The sequence below is a fragment of the Enterobacter sp. R4-368 genome (assembly GCF_000410515.1).
In the GTDB taxonomy this organism is placed as follows: Bacteria; Pseudomonadota; Gammaproteobacteria; order Enterobacterales; family Enterobacteriaceae; genus Kosakonia.
On record NC_021500.1, the window covers coordinates 2,734,814 to 2,759,971 of the forward strand.

General features: G+C 54.6%; 24 protein-coding genes. 12 read left to right on the top strand and 12 right to left on the bottom strand.

Features of this window, described 5'->3' with window-relative positions:
• Positions 1–12: 12 nt before the first annotated feature.
• Positions 13–351 carry a universal stress protein UspB gene (uspB, locus tag H650_RS12910; RefSeq protein WP_020455637.1) on the bottom strand — a complete coding sequence of 113 codons (339 nt, stop codon included), beginning with the start codon at positions 349–351 and terminating at the stop codon, positions 13–15.
• Between the two features lie 207 nt (positions 352–558).
• On the bottom strand, positions 559–774 hold the full coding sequence (locus tag H650_RS12915; protein ID WP_020455638.1) for a hypothetical protein: 216 nt from the start codon (positions 772–774) through the stop codon (positions 559–561).
• Between the two features lie 26 nt (positions 775–800).
• Here H650_RS12915 and uspA point away from each other — a divergent pair, with 26 nt between their 5' ends.
• Positions 801–1,238, top strand: a complete 438-nt coding sequence (gene uspA / locus H650_RS12920) for a universal stress protein UspA (RefSeq protein ID WP_007369617.1) — start codon at positions 801–803, stop codon at positions 1,236–1,238.
• 189 nt (positions 1,239–1,427) lie between these two features.
• Here uspA and rsmJ read toward each other — a convergent pair whose 3' ends face one another.
• The 3 genes from rsmJ to H650_RS12935 form a co-directional block, all read right to left on the bottom strand.
• Complete coding sequence (gene rsmJ, locus H650_RS12925; protein WP_020455639.1) at positions 1,428–2,180, bottom strand: 16S rRNA (guanine(1516)-N(2))-methyltransferase RsmJ; 753 nt, start codon at positions 2,178–2,180, stop codon at positions 1,428–1,430.
• Positions 2,181–2,184: 4 nt separating this feature from the next.
• Entirely contained in the window at positions 2,185–4,227 is a 2,043-nt protein-coding gene (gene prlC / locus H650_RS12930; protein ID WP_020455640.1) for an oligopeptidase A, read from the bottom strand.
• 221 nt (positions 4,228–4,448) lie between these two features.
• Entirely contained in the window at positions 4,449–7,298 is a 2,850-nt protein-coding gene (locus H650_RS12935) for an RHS repeat domain-containing protein (RefSeq protein ID WP_020455641.1), read from the bottom strand.
• Between the two features lie 184 nt (positions 7,299–7,482).
• Here H650_RS12935 and H650_RS12940 point away from each other — a divergent pair, with 184 nt between their 5' ends.
• The 3 genes from H650_RS12940 to H650_RS12950 all read left to right on the top strand — a co-directional run bounded on the left by H650_RS12940 (position 7,483) and on the right by H650_RS12950 (position 10,275).
• On the top strand, positions 7,483–8,325 hold the full coding sequence (locus tag H650_RS12940) for a 23S rRNA (adenine(2030)-N(6))-methyltransferase RlmJ (protein WP_020455642.1): 843 nt from the start codon (positions 7,483–7,485) through the stop codon (positions 8,323–8,325).
• Between the two features lie 82 nt (positions 8,326–8,407).
• The gene (gene gorA / locus H650_RS12945) at positions 8,408–9,760 is read left to right on the top strand and encodes a glutathione-disulfide reductase (RefSeq protein ID WP_020455643.1); all 1,353 of its coding nucleotides are present in this window, start codon (positions 8,408–8,410) and stop codon (positions 9,758–9,760) included.
• A 134-nt stretch (positions 9,761–9,894) separates the two neighbouring features.
• A complete protein-coding gene (locus tag H650_RS12950) occupies positions 9,895–10,275 on the top strand; it encodes a hypothetical protein (RefSeq protein WP_020455644.1) in 381 nt (126 codons plus the stop codon).
• A 16-nt stretch (positions 10,276–10,291) separates the two neighbouring features.
• Here H650_RS12950 and H650_RS12955 read toward each other — a convergent pair whose 3' ends face one another.
• From H650_RS12955 to H650_RS12970, 4 genes are all read right to left on the bottom strand, one after another.
• The gene (locus tag H650_RS12955) at positions 10,292–10,900 is read right to left on the bottom strand and encodes a histidine phosphatase family protein (protein WP_020455645.1); all 609 of its coding nucleotides are present in this window, start codon (positions 10,898–10,900) and stop codon (positions 10,292–10,294) included.
• A 177-nt stretch (positions 10,901–11,077) separates the two neighbouring features.
• A complete protein-coding gene (locus tag H650_RS24175; RefSeq protein WP_048887062.1) occupies positions 11,078–11,512 on the bottom strand; it encodes a putative T6SS immunity periplasmic lipoprotein in 435 nt (144 codons plus the stop codon).
• Positions 11,513–11,514: 2 nt separating this feature from the next.
• Positions 11,515–12,048 carry a type VI secretion protein gene (locus H650_RS12965; RefSeq protein WP_071925240.1) on the bottom strand — a complete coding sequence of 178 codons (534 nt, stop codon included), beginning with the start codon at positions 12,046–12,048 and terminating at the stop codon, positions 11,515–11,517.
• Positions 12,049–12,328: 280 nt separating this feature from the next.
• A complete protein-coding gene (locus H650_RS12970; protein WP_110093685.1) occupies positions 12,329–13,222 on the bottom strand; it encodes a LysR family transcriptional regulator in 894 nt (297 codons plus the stop codon).
• A 133-nt stretch (positions 13,223–13,355) separates the two neighbouring features.
• Here H650_RS12970 and aguB point away from each other — a divergent pair, with 133 nt between their 5' ends.
• Positions 13,356–14,240 (top strand): N-carbamoylputrescine amidase, encoded by an 885-nt coding sequence (gene aguB / locus H650_RS12975; protein ID WP_020455649.1) that lies wholly within the window; start codon positions 13,356–13,358, stop codon positions 14,238–14,240.
• A 3-nt stretch (positions 14,241–14,243) separates the two neighbouring features.
• The gene (gene aguA / locus H650_RS12980) at positions 14,244–15,326 is read left to right on the top strand and encodes an agmatine deiminase (RefSeq protein ID WP_020455650.1); all 1,083 of its coding nucleotides are present in this window, start codon (positions 14,244–14,246) and stop codon (positions 15,324–15,326) included.
• 31 nt (positions 15,327–15,357) lie between these two features.
• Here aguA and H650_RS12985 read toward each other — a convergent pair whose 3' ends face one another.
• Positions 15,358–15,765, bottom strand: a complete 408-nt coding sequence (locus H650_RS12985; protein WP_020455651.1) for a GNAT family N-acetyltransferase — start codon at positions 15,763–15,765, stop codon at positions 15,358–15,360.
• A gap of 307 nt (positions 15,766–16,072) precedes the next feature.
• Between H650_RS12985 and H650_RS12990 the strand changes: the two genes are divergently transcribed.
• Positions 16,073–17,722 (top strand): alpha,alpha-trehalase, encoded by a 1,650-nt coding sequence (locus tag H650_RS12990; RefSeq protein ID WP_020455652.1) that lies wholly within the window; start codon positions 16,073–16,075, stop codon positions 17,720–17,722.
• Positions 17,723–17,847: 125 nt separating this feature from the next.
• On the opposite strand, the gene H650_RS12995 is transcribed toward H650_RS12990, so the two are convergent.
• The gene (locus H650_RS12995) at positions 17,848–19,437 is read right to left on the bottom strand and encodes an STY4199 family HEPN domain-containing protein (RefSeq protein ID WP_020455653.1); all 1,590 of its coding nucleotides are present in this window, start codon (positions 19,435–19,437) and stop codon (positions 17,848–17,850) included.
• A gap of 163 nt (positions 19,438–19,600) precedes the next feature.
• Here H650_RS12995 and H650_RS13000 point away from each other — a divergent pair, with 163 nt between their 5' ends.
• Both H650_RS13000 and H650_RS13005 read left to right on the top strand, forming a co-directional pair.
• Positions 19,601–20,131 carry a GNAT family N-acetyltransferase gene (locus H650_RS13000; protein ID WP_370447823.1) on the top strand — a complete coding sequence of 177 codons (531 nt, stop codon included), beginning with the start codon at positions 19,601–19,603 and terminating at the stop codon, positions 20,129–20,131.
• Positions 20,132–20,199: 68 nt separating this feature from the next.
• Positions 20,200–20,598 (top strand): YdeI family stress tolerance OB fold protein, encoded by a 399-nt coding sequence (locus H650_RS13005; protein WP_020455655.1) that lies wholly within the window; start codon positions 20,200–20,202, stop codon positions 20,596–20,598.
• 73 nt (positions 20,599–20,671) lie between these two features.
• Here the strand turns inward: H650_RS13005 and H650_RS13010 are convergent, their stop codons facing one another.
• Complete coding sequence (locus H650_RS13010) at positions 20,672–21,430, bottom strand: SDR family NAD(P)-dependent oxidoreductase (RefSeq protein ID WP_020455656.1); 759 nt, start codon at positions 21,428–21,430, stop codon at positions 20,672–20,674.
• A 119-nt stretch (positions 21,431–21,549) separates the two neighbouring features.
• Here H650_RS13010 and H650_RS13015 point away from each other — a divergent pair, with 119 nt between their 5' ends.
• The 3 genes from H650_RS13015 to H650_RS13025 all read left to right on the top strand — a co-directional run bounded on the left by H650_RS13015 (position 21,550) and on the right by H650_RS13025 (position 25,122).
• Positions 21,550–22,452, top strand: coding sequence for a LysR family transcriptional regulator (locus H650_RS13015; RefSeq protein ID WP_044489752.1), 903 nt, complete (start codon positions 21,550–21,552; stop codon positions 22,450–22,452).
• A 49-nt stretch (positions 22,453–22,501) separates the two neighbouring features.
• The gene (gene yhjD / locus H650_RS13020) at positions 22,502–23,533 is read left to right on the top strand and encodes an inner membrane protein YhjD (protein ID WP_020455658.1); all 1,032 of its coding nucleotides are present in this window, start codon (positions 22,502–22,504) and stop codon (positions 23,531–23,533) included.
• Between the two features lie 272 nt (positions 23,534–23,805).
• Positions 23,806–25,122: an MFS transporter gene (locus H650_RS13025; protein WP_020455659.1), complete on the top strand. Its 1,317-nt coding sequence runs from the start codon at positions 23,806–23,808 to the stop codon at positions 25,120–25,122.
• The last annotated feature ends 36 nt before the right edge of the window (positions 25,123–25,158 follow it).

Sequence of the window (25,158 nt, forward strand, 5' to 3'; positions counted from 1 at the left end):
TATGGTTTCAATTTAGTGCCAAATCAGCAACGCAATCAGGCTCACTACCACCAGACCGCAGAGTGAACTGGTTAAAATGAACAGACGGCGCACACGCTCGCAGCGGCGAATAAATTCATCGTCATGATGATCGCGATAGCGCTGGGCGTAGATGTACCACACCAGCCGCATCTGTTTGCTCGGTTGACCGTGGGAAGTGAAAAAGCCGCCACCGTCCACGTATTGATAAAGTAGAGGGTCGCATCCGCGAAGTACTACTAACAGCGCGCGCAGCGATGAGTAATAACGCGCCATGTTAATCACACATACGACACACAAAGCCCAAAACAGCGCAACAGTGCTGATTACCATATCCCCTCCCCGGCGACCGCCCACAGAGATTCGCTCCTGGACCCTCGCTCCCGGATACCCAACCAAGCCAAACAACGAAGAGTATTAATCGCCGTACGGGATGACAACACAGGCGGTGTCCCGCAATTGACTTCGCTTCCATGCGCCAGACAACTGAGGGACACCGTCTGTTTTCCGTACGGTTTATTTATAGTGTAGGAGATCAGTTTATTTTTTTGCCACCAGCATCACCATCATCAATGCATCTGGCTGTAAATCTGGCTTAAGTGAATCGTGATCCAGGTTGATTGACGGTGCTAAAAGAGCGTTATAAGGTAGAAATATCTTCACAATGAGATCTTTAAGGCCGGGCGCTACGCTCACGTGAAACGCAGGATGCGGGCGCAGTGCAACAGCATCAGGGGGTATAACCCCGATGGTCATCGACAACTTATGGAAGGAGTAACACTATGGCTTATAAACATATCCTTATCGCAGTCGATCTCTCCCCCGAAAGCAAATTGCTGGTTGAGAAAGCGGTATCCATGGCGCGACCGTACAACGCGAAAATTTCCCTGATTCATGTCGATGTAAACTACTCCGATCTTTATACAGGCCTTATCGACGTTAACCTCGGCGATATGCAAAAACGTATCTCCGACGAAACGCATCAGGCGCTGACAGAGCTTTCCACCAACGCGGGTTACCCGATCACTGAAACCCTGAGCGGCAGCGGCGATCTGGGGCAAGTGCTGGTGGATGCGATTAAAAAATACGATATGGATCTGGTGGTGTGCGGCCACCATCAGGACTTCTGGAGCAAACTGATGTCTTCCGCACGCCAGCTTATTAACACCGTGCACGTTGATATGCTGATTGTCCCGCTGCGGGATGAAGAAGAAGACTGATATTTCGCTAACGGCTTAACGTTAGGCTAAATACCGCCCGGCCCGCGCAATGCGGCCGGGCTTTTTATTGCTCACGGCAAACTCCACGTGCCTATCAACAGGCGTTGGCGCCGCGTTGTCGGGTTAAGCCCACAGATGTGGCAGGTTTTTGGTACACCCTTACAGAGCGCAATCCATGCCGCCGTCTGTTTACTCTCCCGAACCGGGGTAGATATCGAAGCGATGGCTCTTCGTGACGACCGCCGATTGGGTCGCGATCCCCGCCAGCGGCGGCGCGTAATCCGGACGTTTAACCACCACGCGTTTGATGGCGAGCTGGCGCGCGGGCTCCAGTAAACCATCGGCATCGAGATCCGGGCCAACCAACGACTGAAACACCCGCATCTCCTTTTTCACCAGCGCGCTTTTTTGCTTATGCGGGAACATCGGGTCGAGGTAAACCACTTGTGGGCGCGGCGTAATATCCGCCAACCCCGTCAGACTGGAGGCGTGAATCAACTGCAACCGTTCACGCAGCCACGGGCCAATCTCCGCATCGGCATAGCCGCGATTGAGACCATCCTCCAGCAACGCGGCGACAACCGGATTGCGCTCCAGCATCCGCACCCGACAGCCCACCGACGCCAGCACAAACGCATCGCGCCCCAGCCCGGCGGTCGCATCCACTACTTCCGGCAGATAGCTGCCTTTGATGCCGACCGCTTTCGCCACCGCTTCACCGCGCCCGCCGCCAAACTTGCGTCGGTGCGCCATGCCGCCTGCCACGAAGTCGACAAAAATCCCACCGAGCTTCGGTTCGTCGCGCTTACGTAGCTCCAGATGCGTCGGTGTGAGCACCAGCGCCATCAGGTTGTCATTGTCCTGCTCCAGCCCAAAGCGGGCCGCAAGAACAGATAAGGCGCCGTCTCCGGCGCCTGTTTCATCCAGCAAACAAATTTTCAATGCGTTAGCCTTCGATACCGTAATGCTCAAGCATCGCGTCAATCTGCGGCTCGCGGCCACGGAAGCGTTTGAACAGCTCCATGGGTTCTTCCGAACCGCCACGGGTGAGGATGTTATCGAGGAACGACTGCCCGGTCTCGCGGTTGAAAATCCCCTCTTCTTCGAAGCGGGAGAACGCATCCGCCGCCAGCACATCGGCCCACAGGTAGCTGTAATAACCTGCCGCGTAACCGCCAGCGAAAATATGGCTGAACGCATGCGGGAAGCGCCCCCACGACGGTCCCGGCACTACCGCGACCTGGCGTTTGATTTCTGCCAGTGTTTCGAGGATTTTCGCTCCTTGTTCCGGGCTGAACTCAGCATGCAGACGGAAGTCGAACAGGCCGAACTCCAGCTGGCGCAGAATAAACATCGCCGCCTGGTAGTTCTTCGCTGCCAGCATTTTATCGAGCAGCTCCTGCGGCAGCGGTTCGCCGGTTTCATAATGACCGGAGATAAACGCCAGCGCTTCCGGCTCCCAGCACCAGTTTTCCATAAACTGGCTCGGCAGCTCGACCGCATCCCACGGCACACCGCTGATACCCGCCACGCCGGCGGTTTCAATACGCGTCAGCATATGGTGCAAGCCATGCCCAAATTCATGGAACAGGGTAATTACTTCATCATGGGTAAACAGCGCCGGTTTGCCGTTGACCGGGCGGTTAAAGTTACAGGTGAGATAAGCCACCGGTTTTTGCAGCGAACCATCGGCTCTGCGCAACTGCCCCACGCAGTCGTCCATCCAGGCGCCGCCGCGTTTGTTCTCACGCGCATAGAGATCAAGGTAGAAGCTGCCGCGCAGCTCGTTGCTCTCGTCATACAGCTCGAAGAAGCGCACATCAGGATGCCAGACGTCGATATCTTTACGCTCTTTCGCGGTGATGCCATAAATGCGTTTTACCACTTCAAACAGGCCGTTTACCGCGCGCTCTTCCGGGAAGTACGGGCGCAGCTGTTCGTCGCTGATGCTGTAAAGATGCTGTTTCTGTTTTTCGCTGTAGTAGCCAATATCCCACGGTTGCAGCTCATCCACGCCGAACTCGGCTTTGGCGAAAGCGCGCAGCTGCGCCAGCTCTTTTTCGCCCTGCGGACGCGCACGTTTGGCGAGATCGGTTAAAAACTCCAGCACCTGCGACGGGTTTTCTGCCATTTTGGTAGCCAGTGATTTAAAGGCATAGCTTTCAAAGCCCAGCAGTTGCGCCAGCTCGTGACGCAGCGCGAGGATTTCCGCCATCACCGGGCTGTTGTCCCATTTCCCGGCGTTCGGACCCTGATCGGAGGCGCGGGTACTGTAAGCGCGATACATCTCTTCACGCAGCGCCTGGTTATCGCAGTAAGTCATCACCGGCAGATAGCTCGGGATATCCAGCGTCAGCAGCCAGCCTTCTTGCTCTTTGGCTTCCGCCTGTGCTTTCGCCGCCGCCAGCGCGCTTTCCGGCATACCGGCCAGCTCTGCTTCATCGGTGATGAGCTTGCTCCAGCCCATGGTGGCGTCCAGCACGTTGTTACTGTAGATGTTGCCGAGCTCAGAGAGACGCGCGGCGATTTCGCCGTAACGTTTCTGTTTCTCTTTCGGCAAGCCGATGCCCGACAATTTGAAATCACGCAGTGCGTTATCTACCGATTTCTTCTCAGCCACACTCAGCGAAGCGTAATGCTCCCCATCGCGCAGATCGCGGTAGGCGTTGTATAACCCTTCGTTCTGCCCTACCCAGGTGCTGTATTCAGAGAGCAGCGGCAGCGTTTGTTCGTAAGCCTCGCGAAGTTCCGGGCTGTTTTTCACCGAGTTGAGATGGCTGACCGGCGAAAACAGGCGACCAAGACGGTCATCCACTTCCGCCAGCGGCTGGCAAAGATTCGCCCAGGTATACGGGCCGCCCTGCGTGACAACGCTTTCCACCGCGTTCCGGCAATCTTCCAGCGCTTTGGTCACGGCGGGAACAACATGCTCAGGAAGGATTTGAGAAAACGGCGGTAGCACGAAAGGCGTCAATAAAGGGTTGGTCATATGCGCAGTCCTTGGAATGAGGTGAATAAAGCGCTTAGGCGCTTGGCAATGTTTTCTAGCATGGGGTTAAGTGTAGGAGATTTCAATCCCGGAGGTTGCTGCTTGCACACGCGTTGCTCATGCCAGAGACGCACACTTTATCGGAGAAGGGGCCGCGGAAATCTGTCGCACTTTATCGAAACGGAATGGCTGCTTTTTTTGCAGCCATTCCGACAGCAGAACTAATGAGCCAGTGAAGTCGCCCGGGAGCGGAAGACGTTCCTTGCACGGTTGAATATTCCTGAAATCCATCCTCTAAAGCGCGCCCATCTACCGGGAGACGTCCCAGCAAAAACACGCGGTGTTTCAGGTGCTGTCGCCCTCCGGTTTGTCACCGGCGCGGGTGCCTGTGCTACGGCTGGAGTTGGGTTCTGTTGTGCTTCCCATCTCATTAACTCATTGACCCACGGCATATGGCTACGCTGGCTTTTTGTCGGCTCCCACAGTCCATGTTCATTAAGATAGTCAATGACGCTCTGCTGCTTGTTCTCTTCCCGGCGTAACCGACTGGCCGCCTCGCCATATTCCTCTGGTGAGGTTAAGTGTACGAGCCGCGTATTCGCGGGCGCTGACGATTTCGTTGATGTGGAAAAGGTGAAATGACTTAACCCTTCGTCGCCCACTATGGTTCTGAATAGCTCGGCTGCGTTGATATCTCCCGAAGGTTGATAATGTCCGGATTCATTATCTATTCGATAAAACAAATTGCCTTGTTGATCCCTTTTGGGCATCAATATCCCCGCATACAAAGGGTTACCCATACCGGGTTTAACGCCAATATGTTGCTGGAAAGTACTCACAAAAAGACGATTAGCTCCTGATGGATCCTGAAACACCGTGAACGCCGTGGGTGAATCAGTGGCGCTTTCCCATTGAGATGTTTCACCTTCCAGGACTTTCCCTCCTCGTGTATAAACTGCCGGTGTCGTTTCTAAGCGGCTTGTTTCTGGGTTCCATTTCAGCTCTTCAAACCAGGCATTGGTCGGATCTTTTGAAAGCGGGTTAAGTACATCAACAATAAGGATTTCTGCGGGTAAGCTAATTCTGCCGTCTGAATCGATGAGCGATATCGGGTTGTTGCGAACCATTCTGAACAGATTCAGCCCGTCCACCGTCCCTGCCGGATCCGCTGAGAGCCATCTTCCCGCCCACGGCTGATAATAGCGGTAGCCGTAGTAATAAAGCCCGGTTGCGTCCTGCTCCTTGCCGGAGTAACGAATCGTTTTGTAATCCGCCTCAAGCTGGCTGCGCGCGGCAAACAGCGCCGTACCGCCAAACGGGTAATACTCCTCCTGGCTGATAAGCTCGCCGCTGGCGTCCACTTCGAGGCTGCTGCTGCCGGTGAGGTTGTCGTAGCTGTAGCGAGTCTGGTCATTGCTGATGCCTTCAGGCTGCCCGCTCTCCCAGTGCAGCACTCGTACCTGGGCGCGTCCGGCCACGCCGACGGTTATCACCTGTAACGCCTCTGTGGCGCTGCTGCGCAGTTCCAGACCCGGCAGATAAACCACCCGTCTGGTCTGCGTGCTGTTGCCGGTCAGCTGCGAGGTGATTTTCACGATGCGCTGGCTGCTGGCGTCGTAACGGTAACGTTCGCTGTCGTCCGCGGCACCACTGCGGGTGACGGGCGTGACCTGCTGAAGTTCCTGACGCGCCGTCCACAGCAGGCTCTGCCCCGGTAAAAGCTGTTGCTGCTGGCCACCGGCAGTGAACAGCGCCTCCACATCCGCCGGGTTTTCCGTAAACGTGCTGAGCACCGCCCGGTTGCTGCGGTCGGATACGGTGATGCTGGTGGTGTAGTTGTTGCCGGATGCGGGCGCGCTGTGCTGAATTTTCGTCAGATTACCGGCGTTATCGTAGTTGTAAGTGCGGGAGTAGTTCGTGTACGTGGCGTTATCGAAGGAGGTGACATCAGGCAGGTTACTGTTCTGCTGTACCACATTTGCCATTTCGCGTCCGCTGGCGCTGACCAGCTGGTACAGGCTGTCGTAGGCGTAGTGATTTTCGGGAACCACTTTCTGATTTCGCCAGAAACGCGTCTCCTCAGCATCATTAGTAATCACCAGCACATTGCCCACCGGGTCGTACTCGTAGCGCAGGTCCTGCAGCACTTTTGCCGGTGTCATACGTTCCGTTTTAATGCCAACAAGGCGCTGCGTTTCCGCTTCATACGAATATGTGGTCACCACGCCGTTGCCGTGCTCCTCGCGCAGCTTCTGCCCGGCAGCGGACCAGGTCAGGGATTTCACAATTACCTGCTCGGAACCGCCACTGACTGTCAGCCAGCTGCCTTTCAGCAGCCCCGCCACGTCATAGGCCACGCGCTGCATATTACCTCTGGCATCGGTGGTGGTGAGGACATTCCCGGCCGCGTCCACCGTGCTGGTTGTGGTGTGGGTTTCGCCCGCCAGCAGGTCGTTCCACGCGGAAGCATCCGCACCCTGCCAGTCTGCGTCGGTATCGTCCGGCAACAGCTGGCGGGTGACGGCAAGCGGTACACCGTTCAGGGAAACGCTGGTCGTGGAAAGCAAACCTGCCGGGTCGTAGTGGCTGACAAGCTGACCGGCAATATTGTGGCTCTGTTCATTCACTGAAGCGCCGCCCCAGACAAACCGTTCGCTGATTTTCCCCTGCTCAGTGATGCACAGCAGCCGCCCCGGCAGAGAATTCGCCTCATACTGATAAGTACGTTTGATGGCCTGACTGCGATCATTTTCAGAATTTACATTGAGAATATTTAAAAAAGGCCGATTGCCTGAATCGTTCAGGGCGATAGTTGTGCCCGCATCTGCGCTTTGCGTTCGCAACGCGGTGCCATTGAGATCATGAATAGAGTTAATGTTGGATAAACCAGCCGTATGCAGACGCGGATCGCTGCTTTGGGCGAGAAAACCGTGCATATCATACTGATGAAAGGTGATGCGTTCGTCGGTGGCATCCGGTGCATCCGGGTGACGATAATAAGTAATATTTCGTACCGTCTGACCACGATTACCAAACACCGCGACTGAGGGCGTAGCGGTAAATAGCGTCATACTATCCTCTCTTTACGTTTCGTTAGGTGATATAACCACACTCAGTATAGTGAATTGGGTTCGGTCAGATTGAATCAACGTCATGCCGCATTAATCCCTCGTTGTAAGGGGTCCATACAGTAATCTGCGCTAATCTGCGGTAAACTGTGCGAAATCTCGTTTATTTTCCGGAATCTCAGTATCCATGCTCAGTTATCGCCACAGCTTTCACGCAGGCAACCATGCCGATGTCCTTAAACACACCGTTCAGAGCCTGATCATCGAAGCGCTGAAAGAAAAAGAGAAACCGTTTCTCTATCTCGACACCCACGCGGGTGCGGGGCGCTATCAGCTTTCCGGTGAACATGCAGAACGCACTGGCGAATATCTGGAAGGCATTGCCCGTATCTGGCAGCAGGATGATTTACCGGCTGAGCTGGAGCCGTATATGAACGTGGTGCGCCATTTCAACCGGAGCGGGCAGTTACGTTATTACCCCGGTTCACCGCTGATCGCCCGTGAACTGCTGCGTGAGCAGGACAGCCTGCAACTGACTGAACTACACCCGAGCGACTACCCGCTGCTGCGCCAGGAGTTCCAGAAAGATAGCCGTACCCGCGTTGATCGCGCCGACGGTTTTCTGCAGTTAAAAGCCAAGCTGCCGCCGGTTTCGCGTCGTGGTCTGATCCTTATCGACCCGCCCTACGAAATGAAAACCGACTACCAGGCTGTAGTCAGCGGCATCAGCGAAGGTCACAAACGCTTTGCGACCGGTGTTTACGCGCTGTGGTATCCGGTGGTGATGCGCCAGCAAATCAAACGCATGCTGCGCGATCTGGAAGCCACCGGCATTCGTAACATTCTGCAAATCGAACTGGCCGTGCGCCCGGACAGCGACCAGCGTGGTATGACCGCTTCCGGCATGATTGTGATTAACCCGCCGTGGAAACTCGAAGCGCAGATGAACAATGTGCTGCCGTGGCTGCACAGCAAACTGGTGCCAGCCGGCACCGGGCATACGCTGATTCACCAGGTGGTGCCGGAGTAATCGCAGCCATTGGTGGAACCTTTTCGGCTGCGCGCTACAATCGCGAATATTTTCGACTTCGTTCAGGATTAAGGAAACAACCATGAGCAAACATTACGACTACATCGCTATTGGCGGCGGCAGCGGCGGTATCGCATCGATTAACCGTGCGGCTATGTACGGTCAAAAATGCGCGCTGATCGAAGCAAAAGAACTTGGCGGCACCTGCGTGAACGTCGGTTGTGTGCCGAAAAAAGTGATGTGGCACGCGGCGCAGATTTCTGAAGCGATTCATCTGTACGGCCCGGATTACGGTTTCGACACCACCGTGAATCATTTCGACTGGAGCAAACTGGTCGCCAGCCGTAGCGCCTACATCGACCGCATTCATACTTCGTACGATAACGTGCTCGGTAAAAACAATGTCGATGTGATCCGCGGTTTCGCGCGCTTTGTCGATGCCAAAACCGTGGAAGTGAACGGCGAAACGATCACTGCCGATCATATCCTGATCGCCACCGGTGGTCGTCCAAGCCACCCGAACATTCCGGGCGTGGAATACGGCATTGATTCTGACGGTTTCTTCGCCCTGCCCGCGCTGCCAAAACGCGTCGCGGTGGTTGGCGCAGGTTATATCGCCGTGGAACTGGCGGGTGTGATCAACGGCCTGGGTGCCGAAACGCACCTGTTTGTGCGTAAACATGCGCCGCTGCGCAGCTTTGATCCGCTCATCACCGAAACGCTGGTGGAAGTGATGGCGGCAGAAGGCCCGACGCTGCACACCCACGCGGTGCCGAAAGAAGTGGTGAAAAACGCTGACGGCAGCCTGACGCTGACGCTGGAAGATGGCCGTTCACAAACCGTGGACAGCCTGATTTGGGCGATTGGCCGCGAACCGGCAACCGATAATTTCAACCTGGCGGTCACTGGCGTGAAAACCAACGACAAAGGATATATCGAAGTCGATAAATTCCAGAACACCAGCGTACCTGGCATTTACGCGGTCGGCGATAACACCGGCGCGGTGGAACTGACACCGGTTGCCGTGGCTGCCGGTCGTCGTCTCTCTGAACGCCTGTTTAACAACAAGCCGGATGAGCATCTGGACTACAGCAACATTCCGACCGTGGTGTTCAGCCATCCGCCGATTGGCACCGTTGGCCTGACCGAACCGCAGGCGCGCGAGCAGTACGGCGATGACCAGGTGAAAATCTACAAATCATCCTTCACCGCGATGTATACCGCCGTCACCACTCACCGCCAGCCGTGCCGTATGAAGCTGGTGTGCGTTGGTCCGGAGGAGAAAATTGTCGGCATTCACGGTATCGGATCCGGCATGGACGAAATGCTGCAAGGCTTCGCGGTGGCGCTGAAAATGGGCGCAACCAAAAAAGACTTCGACAATACGGTGGCAATCCACCCGACAGCCGCAGAAGAATTCGTCACCATGCGTTAAGCAGCGGCTGCACGTTTTTACGGTGTGTTAAGCACGAAGAGAAGCCCCCGGCGGGCTTCTCTTTTTTACCGTCTTACCGGCGCGATTTTCTGAAAAAATAGCAACATTATTCAGCAGCAAAAAAGGAACCTTCAATGGGCTGGGAAATGCATATCACCCGGGCGGAATGTTGGGCGGAAAGCGAAACGCAGCCGATCGGCAGCGAAGAGTGGGTAGCGCTGATTAGCCGCGATAACGAACTCGCCTTTGATCGGCGAAATGGCGAATTTCACGTCATCTGGAAAGGGCAAGAAACCTGCTGGCTGGAGTGGCGTGATGGCGAAATCTACAGCAAATCGCCCACGCAGCCGCTCTACGAGAAAATGCTGGAGATTGCCACAGCCTTGAATGCGCACCTGCGCGATGATGATGATCGCCCCTATCTGCTGCCGGGGGATTTGCTCAACCCTTCGTGGGCACGCTCTGCAACCAAAACGTCATTGTGGCAAAAGATCATCCGTTTTTTTAAGAAGTGAGCATGGCGCGCTGAAGTTAAAAACTTTTTCGCCGCAGCAAATGGCTGGCCACTCCCCAGCGCACCACCTGACAGGTGTCGTGGTCGATCTCCAGCAACGAATAACTGGCATTGGGATGGTGGTAACGCGCCACATTTTCGAGGGAATTTTCCAGCAATTGCGCTATCGCCGCCTGCATAATTTGCCCGTGCGACACCAGCGCTACCGTGTCATGCGGGCAGAGATCCGGCAAGCGGTATAAAAAGTCGAGCAACCGCTGCGTGGCCTGCCCCAGCGATTCACCCTGTGGCGGTTGAAAAGCCTCATCATCACCGAAACGGGGATATTCCCGGCGAATATCGCTCAGCAGTCGACCATCAAACTCACCGAAATCCCGCTCCTGTAACGCCTCGTCGAGGCAGATATCACACTGATATTGCTCAGCAATCAGCAAAGCCATCTGCTGCGCCCTGCCGAGCGGCGATGAGAAAACAGCGCCAGGGTGAATCCCCGCCTCCCGCAGCCCGCGAAGCAAAGCGTGGCCCTCTTCGCGACCGCGCGGTGTTAGCGGGCTATCGAGCCGGCCTTGAATGATACCCGCCTGGTTCCACTCAGTTTGCGGATGGCGAATCAATAGCGCTTTCATATCCCGGTATATCCATCCGAAAGTTATAAGAGAACCATACCCATTCGAGTGAGGCTCTTATAAAAAAGTAATGAAGCCGCATTTTACACACGGAACAATCAACTTTGCTGAAGTAGTTTTTATCCTGCTTTATGCCTGCCAGTGAAATACCGTACCAAAGCGAAGCAACGGTCTCTTTTAAAACTCATTGTTATCGACCTCGATTACTGTTGCGTGCCCCTCTTTTATCTCAAAAGCGGTATCAAAACGGCGGGTATTAAATTCAGTAGTTTTTGCTTTTTCTTTCGATTCCAGCGTGAAACTCGCCACAAACTGCCCTTTAGCGGGAAATTTATAAACACCAGGCGGAATGCACATTTCACCGTTATTAACAGATAAGCGAGGATGTTGCTGATACCAACGCTCTTTATGAGGAGTGTGGCGCGGTGCAATGCTGATAAATACTGGCTGATAATCTTCAGCAGAGAGGATCCTAAAACAAATTTGCTCACTCTTCATTTCAACAGAGGTGGTCTCCGCTGGCTTATATCGCTGGTCCAGCCGGTCCCCCATTGGGCAACCGCTAAGCAGAGGTAGAAACAAGAAAGGAATATATTTAGCGCATATTTTCATTTTCATAATCCATTTGGGAAATTACGTAACGCGACTTTATAAAGAGCTTTCAAATCAGCCTCATGCTGCACTATATTTCTTGAGGTGACCGTCTTTGACGTTTTAAGCTCTATCCAATTACCTAATCCATATGTTTCGAGAACAAAATTATCAGCCACTATCTGTGCCTGCTGTTCAAGCGGATATTGTGCGAGTCTTCGCCCATCTAAGCGATAGCCGTAATCGGCATTCCAGCTGAAAAGACCTCTGAGTCTGACCTGCATACCACGTTCTCGCTGCCAAACGTGTGTCATTTCATGAATAAAAAGATGCTGTAAATCTATTTTCTCTCGTGAAAAATCATCTCTGAACCAATCCCGAAAATACAATTCACCATTAGGTGACATCGCAAATTCTCTTTTTTGCAGTCCCAACGGTAAATAGCTATCGTGGTGGATCCAAACAGTGTGGTAAGGAATTGAATTTCCGAAAACTGATTTAGCAAGGCACAACTCACCTAATGTCAATAACCTTATCGAACCTTCATTATCTGCCACATCTTCCTCCCTGGATTTAATCCCTATAATTATCAACCAATAAATATTTCATCTACCATCTTATCATTTTCTATAGTCACCAATGAAACAACTCACTGGCATCAATATCGCCGCCACCTATTCATTAAGAATATTCTTATGACAAATAAAACCAAGAACTCAATATATGCAAACCTAATAATATCAATATGAACTGATCAACCGCAGACAATAAAAACACATTTCTGCTCTTTTTAGGGGAGCATTCAAGCAATACGATTTATGTAAAATCATTTTCCCGCTAAATCCTCGCCGCCTTCAGTTCGTTAATCAGCCACTGCACTGCGGGCTGGTAGTCGAACAACCGGTGTGTCAGCAGCAGCAAATCATACGATGGCGCGCCTTCCGGCAACTGCATAATGCGCAGCGGCAACATGGTTGCCAGCTCCCTGGCAATGCGAAACGGCACACACATTAAATAGCCGGTCGCCACCGCCACGCGCCCGCCAACGGCGTAACTTTGCACCACCGTCGCCAGCGGCCGGTAGAGGTGCTGTTCGAGCAGCCAACTGTCAATATGATCCGCGCCGGAGCTGACCGCCGGTAAATGGATTTGCGCTTCACTGACCAGATGTCTCATGGTGAGCTGTTCCGGCAAATCGGTACGTTCGACCGAGGCGATAGCGACAAAGTGGTCGGATATAAGTTTATGTTTATTAAAATAATGGGGAATGTGTTGTACGTTATCGACGCCGATAAACGCATCCAGTTGCCCCTGCTCCACCCGCTCAACCTTGATGGTTTCTGAAAGAATATCCACCGAAAGCCGCACATTCGGCGCAATGGTTTTAAAGCGCGCGGTCAGCACCGGCATAAACATGAACTCGAAATAGTCCACCGCGCCAATATAAAACGTGTGTGCGTCGCGCAGCGGGTCGAAATGGCTTGGCCCGCGCGTGGCAGTATCCAGCTTGCTGAGCGCGCTCTCAATCACCGGGATCATCATCGCGGCGTAGGGCGTCGGTTCCATGCCGTTGCGCGTGCGGATAAACATCTCATCGTTGAGCTGTTCACGCAGGCGATTCAGGGCATGGCTAAAGGCGGATTGCGACAGATTCGCTTTCAGCGCCGCACGAGTCACGCTCTTCTCTTTCGCCAGAATCGGCACCAGCCGCAGCAAATTCAGGTCGATCACCACTATGCATCCTGTTCATGTTTTCATGATAACAATACATTTTATGCATAACGTATTTCGTTGCTATAGTTTGCAGCAAAATAAGTGCTGTCGATTTGCACTGCCTGAACCGAGAACAACGGGAGAGTTTTTTATGAGAAATGTAACCGTCGCCGCAACGCAAATGGCGTGTAGCTGGGATCTGGATAAGAACATTCAAAACGCTGAACGTCTGGTGCGTGAAGCGCACAGCAAAGGCGCGCAGGTGATCCTGATTCAGGAGCTGTTCGCCGCCCCTTACTTCTGTATCGATCAAAGCCCGGAACACTACGCACTGGCGCAGGAAGTAGCGAATAGCCCCCTGATCAAGCACTTCTCCGCATTGGCTAAAGAGCTGGAAGTGGTGCTGCCGCTGAGCCTGTTTGAAAAGTGCAACAACGCCTATTACAACTCGCTGGTGATGATTGACGCCGACGGCAGCGTGCTCGACACCTACCGTAAAACCCATATTCCGAATGGCCCGGCGTACCAGGAAAAACAGTTCTTTATCCCTGGCGACACCGGTTTCAAAGTGTGGAACACCCGCTATGCGAAAATCGGCGTCGGCATCTGCTGGGATCAGTGGTTCCCGGAAACCGCACGCGTTCTCGCCTTGCAGGGCGCGGAAATTATTTTCTACCCGACCGCGATCGGCTCTGAACCCGCTTACCCGGATATCGACAGCCAGCCGCACTGGACGCGCGTGCAGCAGGGCCACGCCGCCGCGAACGTCATTCCGGTGATTGCGTCTAACCGTATTGGCACCGAAACCAGCAAATACATCGAAGGCCTGGAAATGACCTTCTACGGCTCCTCCTTCATCGCCGATCAAACCGGTGCGCTGGTTGAACAGGCAAACAAAACCGACGAAGCGGTGCTGGTGCATACCTTCGATCTCGACGCCATTGCCGCGCAGCGCGCCGCATGGGGGCTGTTCCGCGATCGCCGCCCGAATATGTACAGCGCGATTGCCACCTCCGATGGCAGCGTAAGGAGCTAAGCGATGTCACAGCTAACCACGCCGACAAAAGATGGATTCGCCATGCCGGCGGAGTGGGCGCCGCATCAGGCGGTATGGATGATTTGGCCTTACCGCACCGATAACTGGCGTGCTGACGCCGCGCCGGCGCAGCAGGCGTTTGCCGCTGTCGCCAAAGCGATTTCACGCAACACGCCGGTGATCATGGGCGTACCTGCCGCCGAAATGGCCAAAGCGCGCGCCACCATGCCTGCGGACGTGACGCTGGTGGAGATGGAAAGCGATGACGCCTGGATGCGCGATACCGGCCCAACCGTGGTAATAAATAACGCGGGTGAAAAACGTGGTATTAGCTGGACATTTAACGCCTGGGGCGGGCTGAATGGCGGTTTGTATGCAAGCTGGGATCGCGATCAGTTGGTGGCCGGGCAGGTTGCGGCTTATCACCAGATGCCGTGCTATCAGACCGATTTGGTGCTGGAGGGCGGCTCCATTCATGTCGATGGCGAAGGCACATTGTTGACCACCGCAGAGTGTTTGCTGAACCCGAACCGCAACCCGCATCTGAGCAAAGCGCAGATCGAACAGCAACTGCGCGATTATTTGGGCGTGACGCAGATTATCTGGTTGCCGGAAGGCGTGTTCAATGACGAAACCGACGGTCATATCGACAACATGTGCTGTTTCGTCCGTCCTGGCGAAGTGGCCCTGCACTGGACAGATGACCAGAACGACCCGCAGTACGCGCGCTCCGTTGCCGCACTTGAGGTGCTGGAAAACACCAAAGATGCGCAAGGGCGCACGCTGAAAGTGTGGAAAGTGCCGTCGCCGCTGCCGCTGTTCGCCAGTGCTGAAGAGACCTGTGATGTCGAAAAAGGCACGGCGATTGAGCGCCACGAAGGCAACCGCCTGGCGGGTTCCTACGTTAACTATCTGGTCAGTAACCAGCAGATTATTTACCCGCTGCTGGATCCGGCCACCGATGGCGCAGCGCAGGCGCTGTTCGAAGAGATGTTCCCGGATTTCGTCATCACCGGCGTTCCAGCGCGTGAGATTTTGCTCGGCGGTGGCAACATCCACTGCATTACGCAGCAAATCCCGCGGTAATCCTTACCCCGGCGGCGTTCGTCGCCGGGTTTTACAACGTGCGTGACATACGAATGTACTGCACTTCTTGTTTATAAAACGGCTCCCCTTGCGGCATAAAGCCAAAGCGCGCGTAAAATGCCGCCGCCGACGTTCTGGCATCCAGTTGCACAAAATCAGCGCCGGCCCGGACTAACTTTTCCAGCACGCTCTGCAACAGAAAACGGCCATAACCTTGCTGCTGATGCGCTTGTAAGGTGGCGAATTTACGGATTTGACACCGTCGTTCATCAAGCATAAAAACCGATAAACAACTGACAATTTTCCCGTCTTCAGCCACACCAAAATGCCAGGCGTCTTCATCGCCTTCTACGCGTGAAGCATTGCGGGCAAGATGCGGCCACAGTACCGTATGGCGGATATCGAGACATTGCTCTAACGTAATAGAGACGAGCTGCAAAGGCTTTTCCTCAGTCATTGCGGGGGTACGGACCGGCTACACCCCATGATTAGGTTCTGCGGGCGATTGTTCACAAATCGTTGCAAAACGAATGCTCCTAATTTCGCCGCGGCGTTAAATGAGCTTCAGTACGTTTTATACACTATTAATCAGTAGGTTGTGGGTTTTAGCGTTTATTTCTTACCACGCTAAAATGTGATCAACCGCACACTTCGTCCTTCACGGATCGAAGCGAATGTCTACGCTTAATAGATAGCCGGGCAACACCCGTAATTTTTTACGACGACATCCGGAGGCCATAATCCTTATGTTCAACCAGAAACTACAAAGCGCAGAATCCGTCGAGTTCGTGATTGAGGAAGAGATCGTCTACGAAACCGATCCGTGCGAGTTAAAACTGGATGAAATGATCGAGGCGGAGCCGGAGCCGGAAATGATCGAAGGGTTACCGGCGTCCGACGCGCTAACCCCTGCCGATCGTTATCTTGAACTGTTTGAACACGTGCAGTCGTCGCGTATTTTTGCCGACAGCAAAACCTTTCCCGACTGCGCGCCGAAAATGGATCCGCTCGATATTCTGATTCGTTACCGCAAAATCAAACGCAAACCGGAGTTCGATCTGCGCCAATTCGTGAAAGCGCATTTCTGGATGCCGGAGGACTACTCCAAAGCGTACGTCTCCAATCCGGAGAACTCGTTAAAAGAGCATATCGACCAGTTGTGGCCGATCCTCACCCGCGAGCCACAGGATCACATTCCGTGGTCTTCCCTGCTGCCGCTGCCGCAGGCTTACATTGTGCCCGGCGGGCGATTCCGCGAGACCTACTACTGGGATTCCTACTTCACCATGCTTGGCCTTGCAGAGAGCGGGCGCGATGATTTGCTGCGCTGTATGGCGGATAACTTCGCGTGGATGATTGAGCGTTACGGTCATATTCCGAACGGCAACCGCACCTATTACCTGAGCCGCTCGCAGCCACCCGTTTTCGCGCTGATGGTTGAGCTGTTTGAAGAGGACGGCGTACGCGGTGCGCGACGCTACCTTGATCATCTGTTAATGGAGTACGCGTTCTGGATGGATGGCGCCGAATCGCTGGCACTGAACCAGGCGTACCGCCACGCGGTGCGTATGCCGGACGGTTCGTTGCTCAACCGTTACTGGGACGACCGCGACACGCCGCGTGATGAATCCTGGCTTGAGGACGTTGAAACGGCGCGTCATTCCGGGCGACCGGCAAGTGAAGTCTATCGCGATTTGCGCGCGGGTGCGGCTTCCGGCTGGGACTACTCCTCACGCTGGCTGCGCGATGCGCAACGGCTGGCGAGCATTCGCACCACGCAGTTCATCCCGATTGATTTGAACGCGTTTCTGTTCAAACTGGAAAGCGCTATTGCCAATATTTCCGGGCTGAAAGGCGACAGAGAACGCGAAGCGCTGTTCCGCCAGAAAGCGAGCGATCGCCGCGCGGCGGTAAACCGCTATCTGTGGGATGACGAGAATGGCTGTTATCGCGACTATGACTGGCGTCGTGAGCAGATGGCGCTGTTTTCTGCGGCCAGTATTGTCCCGCTGTATGTTGGCATGGCAACCCATGAGCAGGCAGAGCGGCTGGCGGACGCCGTAAAAGCACGCCTGCTGACGCCTGGCGGTATTCTGGCAACAGAGTACGAAACCAGCGAACAGTGGGATAAACCCAACGGCTGGGCACCGCTGCAATGGATGGCGATTCAGGGCTTCAAAATGTACGGTAACGACTCGCTGGGCAATGAGATCGCCCATAGCTGGTTGCAGACGGTGAATCACTACTATCAGCAGCACCACAAGCTGATTGAGAAGTACCACATCGCCAGCAGTACGCCGCGAGAAGGTGGCGGGGGTGAATACCCGTTGCAGGATGGTTTCGGCTGGACGAACGGTGTGGTGCGCCGCCTTATCGGTTTGTACGGCGAACCGTAAGCTGCCGCTTCAGCGGCGCGCTATCACGTCATTGGCTATGCTGGCGCATCCTGGTCGCTTACGCTTGTAAGTGCCAGGGTGTGCCAAGGTGCTGTGCGTAACGCGAAAGTATGCGCCTGCGAAAATTAATCAATTACCTCATAAATCGAGGTCTGAATATCCGACCACTTGCGGTTTTCATCCGACGGATCGGCTTCGAAACGTAACTGCGCTTGCTCCATCTCATACCGCTGGCGATCTACCACCGGCTTGACGGTACAAAACGCGCGTAGATAGTCGCGCGTAATCGAGGTCAGCTTTTTGTTGTTCACCGCCATTTCATGGGTCAGCGTCGCGATAAAACGGCGACAAGGGCGGTTTTCATCCATTTGCAGGCGATATCGCAGCAGCAGATCCAGCACATCGTTGTAATCCGCTATCACCGCGTTTTCCGTCCAGGAGAGCTTCCAGTTCATCCCGGTGCGTAAAAACAGCGACACCACGCGCGTATCGTTGCGATCAATCGCCGCGCGGAAGTTATTTTCGTCGCGCGGCAGCCCCAGACGGCTGAGTTCCTCTTTCGGTGAGGGGCGTTCGCGATCCTCGGCAATCGGCACGGTAACCCGGGCCTGACGCGCCACCGGTCCAGACATCCCGCTGGTAAACATCCAGAAGGCGCCAATCGCCATCAGCAACACCATCACACCGACCGCACTCCACAGCACGCCGGAGAGCATCTGGTCGCGCTCTTCGCGGCTGCGCACCGATCGTTTTGCAGGTTTATCAATACTGTCACGCATCGGCATCGCATCACCTCCGGCAGCGCGGTCTTTTTTCCGCGTCTGCTCCCAGTAAGCGTCTAAATCCCCGCCGGCCTCACGCAGTATTTCAGCGGGATTGGTTTGCGTGCGCCCCTCGTCGAACGCGCGCTGAACCGGTCCGGTAATTTGCGGATAATAGCTGTTCAATAAGAGCAGCTGATTAGAGGTGAGCGGCTGTCCTGACACCACGCTTGCACGCATCTGGCGAATGTCATCCAGAAAGGTTTGCAACGTTTTGCGCGGTTCCAGTAGCAGGTTCAGTTCCGAGGCGTCATTAAACAGCCGGGCATAACGCTGGCTAAACTCTTTTTTATCTATCAGCAACAGCGCCAGCTCGCTAAACCGCATGCCGCTCAGGACATCGTTGTGATCGCCAAGCCGTAGCCAGCGCCGCACACGATCGGCACCAAACTGTGTTTTCAGGTGATTACGCAGCTTTTCGCTATCCGGCCACACCTGCATCACCAGCGATTTAATCATCGTTTCCATGGCGCGTAGCTGCTGTAGCCCTTGCCGCTGCTGCGCATCATCCGACGGCAAGGCGGTGTTGTAGCTCAGCAACTTCTGCTTATTACGCAGGTTTTCCAGCGCGCTGATAAATCGCAGCGCCGCAATAAGCTGATTTTCCGTCACATTCTGCCCGTTCTCATAACGCGGAACGAGCTGCTGCAAGTGACGAAGCTGTAAAGTGAACTGTGTTAATTCCGCATCGTTGAGTTTTAGTCGTTTAGCCACCGCGCCCCAGCCCCCCAAACTCAGGCGCGCAACATCCAGTTGTTCCAAAAACCAGCGAGGGTCTTTACCTTCATCAAAATGCACATTCAGCAGCAATAAGATTTCAACAGACGCCTCGCGAATAATAGCAATGCATTTTTCAAACTGTTCACCCGTATTCAATGGGGCAGAAAGAGTCATTATTTTCCTTTAAGTACAACTGAAGAAACAATTAACTGGCCAACCTGAGCGCTTAATTTTTTCTTTATTTATGAATAAGTAAAAGATAGCTCAGTTGACGATTATTATCAGTGATAGTGGTTTCAAGCCGAAAAAAAAACAGCAGGAGATATTCACTGTGTTAATGCTTTTTACCCCAAGACTGACCTGTTCGCCAATAACAGAAGCAGCATGGCCATTCTTTCTTTCACTGCAACAAGATCCGCAGGTAATGCGCTACGTTGCCGATGCTCGCAGTGAACATGAGATCCGTGAAGCATTCGACGCCCGGCTAGCCCCCTGGTCCCCCGGCAGCCGACACTGGCTCTGCCTGCTGGTACGCGACACGGCGACAAACGAACCGCTGGGCGTCACCGGTTATATTCACCGCGAGGATGACTGCGCCGAAGTCGGCTTTCTGTTCGCGTCTGCCGCACAGGGCAAAGGCTATGGCCAGGAGTCGCTAAAAGCGCTGTGTGATTACGCCTTCAGCGAAGGCGGCATTCGTAAGCTCACCGCTACCGTAACGGCGGGAAACCACGCGTCCCGACACTTGCTGGAAAAAACCGGCTTTATTCTCGAAGGCGAATTGCGCGAGTCCTACTGGCTGGCAGGACGCTGGCATAACGACTGGCTGTTTGGCTTACTGCGCCACGAATATGACGAAAAACGATAATTCGTCAGCATAGTTCGCTATGCTCTGCCAGGCTTAAGGACGTGTTCCGGCAATATTCAGGAGAGGTTATGAAGAAAATTGTGCTTGCCGCCAGTCTGGTGGCGCTGTTCTCCATGACGGCATTCGCAGAAGATGCACCCGGTCTGAAAGCGGACAAAGCGCCGCCACCGCCGCATAAAATGGATGACGGCTATCGCGGCATGGAAGATGCGCGCACCATGACCGTCAAACAGGCAAAAGCCCTGCATGATGGCGCGTCCGTCTCGCTGCGCGGTAACCTGGTTGAGAAGGAGAGCGGTGATCTTTACCTGTTCCGCGACAAAACCGATCAGGTTCAGGTCTATATTCCAGCGGCGATATTTGATGGTAAATCCGTGTCGCCGGATGAACTGGTCGGCATCAGCGGCTCGCTGGATAAAAAACAGCAACCGGTGCGTATCCGGGTAACGCATTTTCAGAAACAGTAAAGCTGCACGCCCGGCAGCGAACCCTGCCGGGCGTGACGGTCTTACGGTCTTACGGTCTTACGGTCTTACGGTCTTACAGGAACATCCCACCCGACACTTCCACGCGTTGCGCATTCATCCATGCCAGCTCGTCGCTCAGCAGTGCGGCAATCGCATCGCCAATATCATCCGGCAGGCCGACACGACCCAACGCAGTTTGCGCAGCAATGTGTTGATTAACCTGCTCATTATCACGCACTACCCCGCCGCCAAAATCGGTTTCAATCGCCCCCGGTGCAATGATATTCACCGAAATGCCCCGCGCGCCAAGCTCCTTCGCCTGGTAACGGGTCAGCACTTCCATTGCCCCTTTCATTGACGCATACGCCGCATAGCCCGGCTGGCAAAAACGCGCCAGGCCACTGGAAACATTAAGGATGCGCCCGCCATTTTTCAGCAGCGGCAGCAGGCTTTGCGTCAGGAAGAACGGGCCTTTGAAATGGATATTCACCAGTTGATCAAATTGCTCAACGCTGGTTTCGGCGAAAGTTGCGCTGATACCGATGCCAGCATTGTTCAATAAATAATCAAACGTTTCGCGCTGCCATACCGATTTCAATTGTTCCTGCACGTTGCGCGCAAAAGCATCAAATCCGGTGATATCACCGACGTTAAGCTGCAATGCCACCGCTTTCACGCCTTTTTTCTCAATTTCACGCACCACATTCTGCGCTTCTTCGGCGTTATTGTTGTAGGTCAGGATAATGCCCGTTCCTTTCGCTGCCAGCTTCAGCGCCGCGTTTTTACCCAAACCGCGGCTGCCACCTGTCACTAAAGCAATATGTTGTGTCATAAGAAACCTCGTTTTCGCTGATGTGAGACCGTGAAAAGAGCTTATTAGCTGACGAATAAACAATAAAGGTGCTAAATTACGCTTCACCGTTTCATTACAGGCAACAATCGAGCGTGATGATGGATAAAATTTACGCAATGCAACTGTTTATCCGCGTGGCGGAACTGGAGAGTTTTTCCCGCGCGGCGGACTCGATGGGGCTTCCTAAGGGTAGCGTATCGCGCCAGATCCAGGCGCTGGAGACGCACCTCGGCACCCAGTTGTTGCACCGCACCACACGCCGCGTCCAGCTCACGCAGGACGGCATGGTTTACTACGAGCGGGCGAAAGATCTGCTGGCAAATATGGATGAGCTCGACGGTATGTTCCTGCATGATCCATCAAGCATCAGCGGGCGTTTGCGCGTCGATATGCCGGTCGGGGTGGCGAAAAATCTGCTGATCCCGCGCCTGCCCGCTTTCCTGCAACAATACCCCGGCATTGAACTGGAGCTCAGCAGCAGCGACAGGTTGGTGGATATTATTCGCGAAGGGTTCGACTGCGTCGTGCGCGTTGGCACGCTCAAAGATTCCGGTCTGATCGCCCGCCAGCTCGGGCGGCTGTCGGTCATTAACTGCGCCAGCCCCGATTATCTGGCGCGTTTTGGCTACCCGGAAACGCTCGACGATTTATCCTCCCACGCGCTGGTGCATTACGCCGTTAACCTTGGAACGCGTCCGCCAGGCTTTGAGGTCTGGCAGGATAAACAGACACACTGGGTGAAAACCGGCGGCATACTGACGGTGAACAGTACCGAAACATACCAGGCTGCCTGTCTGGCCGGATTAGGGATTATTCAGGTGCCGCGCGTTGGCGTACGCGAAGCGCTGCGGGCGGGGAAACTGGTGGAGATCCTGCCGCAATACCGCGCTGAACCGATGCCGGTTTCGCTGATTTACCCGCACCGCCGTAATTTATCGCGCCGCGTGCATCTGTTTATGGAGTGGCTGGCGACCGTACTGAAGGATTACGTCGACCACTAGCAGCTATAATTTCAGTTACAACACATTCAGGAGAAGGAAAACAGACCTGATGACGCCGGAAAATCATGAAAAACGCCCGACGCAAGACCTCGACTACGAACCCGTCAGGAAGATGGCTGAGCAGCCCACCGAAAAGAAACATTCTGCCCCTTCAGCCGCCAGTACCACTCTGGCATCCCTCACCGACATGGTGCAAAAGATCCAGCGCTGGCCTGTGGTAGCGCACCTGATCCGCGCGACGGAACGTTTTAACGACCGCATGGGCAACCAGTTTGGCGCGGCCATTACCTACTTCTCGTTTCTGTCGATGATCCCCATCATGATGGTGTCGTTTGCCGCCGCCGGTTTTGTGCTCGCCTCGCACCCGACGCTGTTGCAGGACATCTTCAATAAGATCCTGATGAGCGTGAGCGATCCGACGATGGCTTCAACACTGCAAAACACCCTCAATATTGCCGTGCAGCAGCGCACGACGGTAGGGATTGTCGGGCTGGCTATCGCCCTCTATTCCGGCGTCAACTGGACCGGCAACCTGCGCGAGGCAATCCGCGCTCAGTCGCGCGATGTCTGGGAGCGTAACGCGCAGGATGAAGAAAAAATCTGGGTAAAGTATTTCCGCGACTTCATTTCGCTGATTGGTCTGTTAGTCGCGCTGATCGTGACGCTTTCCATAACGTCGGTGGCGGGCTCCGCGCAGCAGTTGATCATCAACGCGCTGCACCTGGATTACATTGAATGGCTGAAACCGGCCTGGCGACTGATTGGCCTGGCTATTTCGATTTTCGCGAACTATTTGCTCTTCTTCTGGATCTTCTGGCGTTTGCCGCGCCACCGTCCGCGTAAAAAGGCGCTGATCCGCGGCACATTTCTCGCGGCGATTGGGTTCGAAGTGATCAAAATCATCATGACCTGGACGCTGCCATCGCTGGTCAAATCGCCTTCCGGCGCGGCGTTTGGCTCGGTGCTCGGGCTGATGGCGTTCTTCTACTTTTTTGCTCGCCTGACGCTGTTTTGCGCCGCGTGGATCGCCACTGCGCAGTACAAAGGTGACCCGCGCATGCCGGACAAAACCCACCACTAACACTGCTATCGGGCTGAAGGAAATGGAATATTTCAGCCCGCCTGGCGATTTCAGCATGAAAATCCAGTCCGTAACTTTTATTTAACCAAAAACCAGTTTTATTCTCTGATTATTAAAATCTGTGAAGCATTTCATAGAAGGTAAATCGTGAGTCTGAAAATTATTCGCTTTTTGCCGGTTTTTTGCGCGAAAGCCCGGTTTGTTACAGATTGAAATGTCGCTTTTGCTGTGGCTAATATGGTCGTTCGTTCGCGCAAAAATAAGAAAATTCTATGCAAGCTACAGCCACAACTTTCGACAACGAGCAGGAAAATCCCCCGGTAAATTCACGTAATAAAGTCGTCGTTGCGTCTCTGATTGGCACCGCCATCGAGTTCTTCGATTTCTATATTTACGCCACCGCTGCGGTGATCGTATTCCCGCATATCTTCTTCCCGCAGGGCGACCCGACGGCCGCCACGCTACAGTCGCTGGCGACCTTCGCCATTGCTTTTATTGCGCGCCCGATTGGTTCCGCCGTGTTTGGTCACTTCGGCGACCGCGTTGGCCGTAAAGTGACGCTGGTGGCCTCGCTGCTGACGATGGGGATCTCAACCGTGCTGATCGGTCTGCTGCCGGGGTACGAAACCATTGGCGTGATGGCACCGTTGCTGCTGGCGCTGGCGCGTTTCGGCCAGGGTCTGGGGCTGGGCGGTGAATGGGGCGGCGCGGCGCTGCTGGCCACGGAAAACGCCCCGCCGCGCAAACGCGCGCTGTACGGCTCTTTCCCGCAACTGGGCGCGCCGATTGGCTTCTTCTTTGCGAACGGCACCTTCCTGCTGCTCTCCTGGTTACTGACCGATGAGCAGTTTATGGCGTGGGGCTGGCGCGTGCCGTTTATTTTCTCCGCCGTGCTGGTGCTGATTGGCCTGTACGTTCGCGTTTCGCTGCATGAAACACCGGTGTTTGCCAAAGTCGCCGCCGCGAAGAAGCAGGTGAAAGTGCCGCTGGGCACGCTGCTGACCAAACATGTGCGCGTTACCGTGCTGGGCACCTTTATCATGCTGGCGACCTATACGCTGTTCTACATCATGACGGTCTATTCCATGACCTTCAGCACCTCGCCGCAGGGCCTGGGCCTGCCGCGTAACGAAGTGCTGTGGATGCTGATGATGGCGGTGATTGGCTTCGGTGTGATGGTGCCGGTGGCGGGTCTGCTGGCGGACGCCTTTGGTCGCCGCAAAAGCATGGTGATCATCACCACGCTTATCATCCTGTTCGCGCTGTTTGTCTTCCCACCGCTGCTCGGTTCCGGTAGCCCGGTGCTGGTGATGGCCTACCTGCTGATCGGCCTGAGCCTGATGGGGCTGACCTTCGGTCCGATGGGCGCGCTGCTGCCGGAGTTGTTCCCGACGGAAGTGCGTTATACCGGCGCGTCGTTCTCTTACAACGTGTCGTCGATCCTCGGCGCATCGGTGGCACCTTATATCGCCACCTGGCTGCAGGCCAATTATGGTCTGATGTATGTCGGGTTCTACCTGGCCGCGATGGCCACATTAACGCTTATCGCGCTGCTGCTGACCCACGAAACTAAACACCAGTCGCTGTAAACTTTTTGCCCTCTCTTCGCTGAAGAGAGGGCTACT